The sequence below is a fragment of the Kitasatospora sp. MY 5-36 genome, assembly GCF_001182915.1.
GTDB lineage: Bacteria > Actinomycetota > Actinomycetes > Streptomycetales > Streptomycetaceae > Kitasatospora.
In genome coordinates this window covers 1-4627 of sequence record NZ_LFVW01000779.1, presented here as the reverse complement: position 1 = coordinate 4627, position 4627 = coordinate 1, and the positions used below count along the sequence as shown (strand labels likewise).

5 protein-coding genes are annotated in these 4627 nt (G+C 76.2%); 1 reads left to right on the top strand and 4 read right to left on the bottom strand.

The window, feature by feature from the left end; genetic code table 11:
- Positions 1-36 precede the first annotated feature (36 nt).
- Positions 37-378: a nuclear transport factor 2 family protein gene (locus AE652_RS35830; protein WP_049659186.1), complete on the top strand. Its 342-nt coding sequence runs from the start codon at positions 37-39 to the stop codon at positions 376-378.
- An 18-nt stretch (positions 379-396) separates the two neighbouring features.
- On the opposite strand, the gene AE652_RS35825 is transcribed toward AE652_RS35830, so the two are convergent.
- From AE652_RS35825 to AE652_RS35810, 4 genes are all read right to left on the bottom strand, one after another.
- Positions 397-855, bottom strand: a complete 459-nt coding sequence (locus AE652_RS35825; RefSeq protein WP_049659185.1) for a hypothetical protein — start codon at positions 853-855, stop codon at positions 397-399.
- Positions 856-879: 24 nt separating this feature from the next.
- Positions 880-2535 carry a thiopeptide-type bacteriocin biosynthesis protein gene (locus AE652_RS35820; protein WP_049659184.1) on the bottom strand — a complete coding sequence of 552 codons (1656 nt, stop codon included), beginning with the start codon at positions 2533-2535 and terminating at the stop codon, positions 880-882.
- A 34-nt stretch (positions 2536-2569) separates the two neighbouring features.
- Positions 2570-4444, bottom strand: a complete 1875-nt coding sequence (locus tag AE652_RS35815) for a TOMM precursor leader peptide-binding protein (RefSeq protein ID WP_049659183.1) — start codon at positions 4442-4444, stop codon at positions 2570-2572.
- The coding region (locus tag AE652_RS35810; RefSeq protein ID WP_049659182.1) for a hypothetical protein at positions 4441-4627 on the bottom strand (187 nt) is incomplete at its 5' end. The genes AE652_RS35810 and AE652_RS35815, both read right to left, overlap by 4 nt.

Sequence of the window (4627 nt, the reverse complement as noted above, 5' to 3'; positions counted from 1 at the left end):
GACCAGAACGATCCCACGAAGAAAGGTATGGATCTCATGAACGGCACCCCCGCGAGCGTCGTCGAGGCGGCGTTCCGCTGCTACCGGTCGCAGGACCGCGAGGCGGCCCTGCCGCTGTACGCCGAGGACTTCACCTTCACCAGCCCCCAGGACGACCGCATCGACAAGGCCGCGTTCTTCGAGCGCTGCTTCCCCACCGCCCACCGGTTCACGGAGCAGCGGCTGCTGCGGGTGACGCCCGCCGACGAGGAACTCGTCTTCGCCTACTACGAGTACGAGCTGACCACGGGGGGCCGCTACCGCAACGTCGAGGCGATCACGGTCCGGGACGGGCTGATCCGGGAGGTCCAGGTCTTCTTCGGCGGTCGTACACCCTAGACGTTCCGTCCCATGACGTCAGGAACCCTCCGCTTGGCCCTCGGGCCCGTGTTGGGCGGTGACGGGGGGCCAGGGGTGGCCGGCTTCGTGCAGGTTCCGCAGGGCCATGAGGTCGTTGTGCACCATCACCTGGGCGAGTCGGGCTGCCGCGGCGACGACGGCGGCCCAGTGCGGCGAGTCCAGGTAGGCCTCGTCGGGGGCTCCGGCGCCGACGGTGTCCTGGACCGTCCCGTAGGCGGTACCGAGGTGTGCCATCAGTTCGACCCCCTGCTCGGTGCGCAGGCTGTAGCCGAGCGAGCGCTGCGGATCGTCCGCGTCGCAGAAGTCGTCGAAGAGCACGTGCACCGTGTAGGCGAGGTTCTCGAACCGGGCGCGGTCGAGCCACACTTCGCGCTGCCAGGTCGGGCTGGCCAGCGCCACGACGGCGGGCACGACGTGGAGGCGGAAGTCGGGGAGGGCGATGCCGTGATCGGTCATCGGGCAAGGGTACTCACGGCATGATCACCGGGCGGTCCCCGGGCGGCCCAGGGGGAGGAGGTACTGGACGGGTTCGCCGAGGTCGTCGAGGGCGAGGAGTTCGTGGGCCAGGTCGTCCTGGAGGCCGCCAAGGGGGGTGGTGCCGAGGCCGAAGGCGGCGGCGGTCAGCAGGAGGTTCTGGGTCAGGTGGCCGGCTTCGAGGAGGCCGAGGCGCAGGGCGCGCAGGCCGTAGCGGCGGCGGAGGTGGGCGAGGTCGAGGTGGACGGCGAGGACGGCGGGGGCCCGGTCGATGCCGATGGCGTCCGGGTCGTCGGCCGGGCGGGAGAGGTAGGAGGAGAGGGCCTTGAGGTCGTCGAGGGCGGGGGCCGGGCCGATCGGGCGCAGGCTGCGGTGCTCGGGGAGGCACTGGTAGGTGCCGGCGGGCAGGCCGTCCACGGCGAGGGCGAGCAGGCGCAGCCGTACGGTGTGCAGGGCGCCCGCGCTGGGGTACGGGCGGTGGCCGGTGTCGGGGTTGGCGGCGTAGGCGGACCAGAGCAGTCCGCCGAGGGCGCCGGCGGTGAGCGGGCCGGTCAGCGGGCCGCGGGTGGAGTGGCGGGTGCGCAGGGCGTCGGCGAGGGTGACGGGCGGCAGCGGGTCGGCGGGCAGCGGGAGGTCGCCGGGGCGGGGGCGCGGGGCCGGGTGGTGCGGCAGGTCGCGCAGGGCGGTGTCCTCGGGGCGGCCGATCTGGAACTTGCTGCGTTCCAGGTACTGGTGGTCCGGGGCGTGGTGGTCGGCGGGGAAGAAGGTGAACGGCTGCCCGGTCTCCAGCAGGGTGCGGGCGGCGAGGCGGCAGACCGCCCGCTCCTCGTCGGGGCCGACGCCTAGCCGGTTGAACAACATGTGCAGCTGGGAGGCCCAGACCCAGGAGAGGCGCTCCTCGGCGTCGGCGGGTACGGCATCGATGGGGACGGCCGCCCGCATCCGGGCGGCGGCCTCGGCGACCCGCGCCGCCCAGTCGGCGAGCCAGGGTGCGGCCGTGCCGGCGTCCAGCGCCGTGCGCAGGGCCCGGGCGCGGTGGGCCAGCGCGGTGCGCTGCCGGGCGAACACGGTGTTGACCCGGACGTGCACGGCGGCCCCGGGCAGCGGCTGGAACTCGGTGACCCAGCGCCAGGAGGCGGCGTGGCGGCGCAGCCAGCGGGAGGCGGCGAGTTCGTCGAGGCCCAGGGCGTGGGCGGTGGTGTGGGCGAGGTCGAGGGCGAGCGGCAGCCGGTCCCCGGGGGCCTCGCGGAGGGCGTCCAGGGCGGCGAGGGCGGTGCGGGTGGAGTGGGTGAACACCTCCTCGGCGATCGGCAGCAGGGCCGCGCCGCCGTAGCGCTCGGTCTCGGGCTGGTACGGGACCTCCGTGACCTCGCCGTGCCCGCCCGCGAAGGGGCCGTCGGGCGGGGTGCGGCGGGCGGCGCGGCGGGTGAGCTCGGTGGCCAGGTCGGTCAGGTGCGCGGGCGCCGGGCCCGGGCCGCGGAGGCGGATGCGCAGGTGGGGGCCGCCCTCGCCGTAGCGGATGAAGAACCAGTCGGTGTCGGCGTGCCCGGCCATCAGCGGGGCGAGGTCCTCGGTGAGGAAGGCGTCGGCCTCGGGGGCGGTCAGCGGCAGCGCGAGGTGCAGGCTGTGCCAGCGGGCGGCGGGCGGCGCTTGGGTGGTCATCGCGGTCCTTCCGGGCGGCTACGGGAACGGGTGGCTACGGGAACGGGTGCGGGTGGAGCGGGAGTTCGTCGTGCCGCAGGGGCGCCGGGGTGCGGCCGAGGCGGTACGGGACGTCCAGGAGGCGGGGCAGGCCGCGGGTGCGGCGGTTGGCGTGGCCGAAGGTCATCGGCAGGGTGCCGGGGACGACGACCTTGGCGCAGTGCAGGCCCAGCCGGTCGCGAGCGCCGGGTTCGTCCTGGGTGACCGCCAGGACCTCCAGGCCCTCCCCCGCCAGCCGGGCGACGGTCCGCTCCAGCAGCGCGGTGAGGTCGCCGACCGGTGCGGGGGCGCCGGGCCACCGCTCGGTCCAGGGCACCGGGGGCGGGCCGGCGAAGAGGAAGTCGAGGCGGGGCTGCGCCTCGGGCAGGGCGTTGAGGCCGACGTGGTCGTCCAGGGTGACGACCAGGTCGGGGCGGTCCAGCATCGGCCGCAGCCGCCGCGGGTCGCGCGGCCCGCCCGGGGCGGTGGCGCGGTGCGGCGCCTCCTGGACGTTGGTGACCACCTCGGCGACGGCGGAGCGGATCGCCACCAGGGGGTCGTGGTGGGCTCCGGCGGCCAGGAAGGTGCGCGGGGCATCGGGGTGGTCGCCGCGGTGGCGGCAGAGGGCGAGCACGGCGGGGATGCCGAGGTCGTTGGTGGCGTCGAGCAGGGTCAGCTGGTAGCCGAACAGCCGGGCGCGGTCGGCGAGTTCGGCGATCCTCGGGTCCTCGGTGGGGACGGCGACGCCGGGCAGCGGGGTGCGGGCGTACCAGGCCATCAGGAAGGCGTCGCGCTCGGCGACCTCGAACAGGCCGTAGAGCGCGGCCTCCTGGGGGCTATTGCCGAGTCCGCAGCCGTTCGAGGACTCGTAGACCACCCGGGGGCGGTCGCGCCCGGGCACGTCCCAGTAGGCGACGTGCTCCGGGACGGCGACCGGGCGGCGGTGGGTGAGCGACCAGCCGTGCACCCAGTCGAGTACCAGCTCCGGGGTGTACGGGACGGTGGCCACGGCGGGGTGCCCCGGCGGGGCGTCGTCGGGCAGGCCGAGCCGGGCCGGGTCGAGGACGGCTCCGGGCCCGCGCTCGGCGACCAGGTCGGCGTACGAGGCCCGCAAGGCGGTGCGGCGCCCGAGCGGCCGCATGCCCGCGTACCGCTCCACCGCCTCGAACAGCGCGACGCGTTCGCTGGCGCGGAAGTCCGCCGCCCGCCCGTAGCCGCCGTCGTCCAGCGCCCGGCCGTCCGTCACCCAGGCGGTGGTGAGGGCGAAGGCCGAGTCCTCGGTGCGGAACAGCCGGCGGACCGGGCCGAACCGCTCGTCGTGCAGCTCGGCTCTCAACTGGCCAGCGCCCGTACGGTCGTTGGGGCCGCGCAGGACGGCCGGGTCGGGCAGTGGGCGGGGGGTGGCGGGCAGCCGGGCGGCCTCGGGGGTGTCGGCGGGCAGCGGGTGGCAGACCTCGCAGCCGCCGACCGGGCGGACCCGGTGGGTGGACCAGGTGGCCCGGCCGCCGTGCACCACGTGGACGGTGGCGACGGAATCGGTGCTCTCGGCGGCCAGGTCGGCGGCGAGGACGGCCACCGCCTCGGCGAAGGCCGGGGTGCCGGTGCCGCCGAGCGCCAGGGCCGGGCTCTGCCAGGGCACCCGGCCGCCGGCGGTGGCAAGCCGCTGGACCTCGGTGCAGCTCAGGCAGGCGGGCGCCCCGGGACGGAGGACCGGTCCGACCACCGTCAGCGCGCCGTCCTCGCGCACCGGCACCAGGCGTACGGGGTGTGCCAGGGCGTGGCGGCTGAGCTGCTCGGCCAGACCGAGGGTCCACTCCGTGAGGTGGACGACGGCGGTGCCGCCGGTGGCGGCCAGGGCCTCGGCCGGGGTGAGCACCGGCAGCCCGTTCATGGGCGGCCCTCCACGGTGACGAGGGCGGTGAACCCGCAGCCGTCCAGGGCGGCGGCGAACGGGCGGGCCCCGGGGGTGGCGGGCTGCCAGCGGGTCGTCCGCAGGCCGGTGAGTCGGACCAGGGCGGCGTGCAGGTCCGGCTCCCGGTCGGCGACGTCGGCGAGCCAGTGGTCGGCCCAGCCG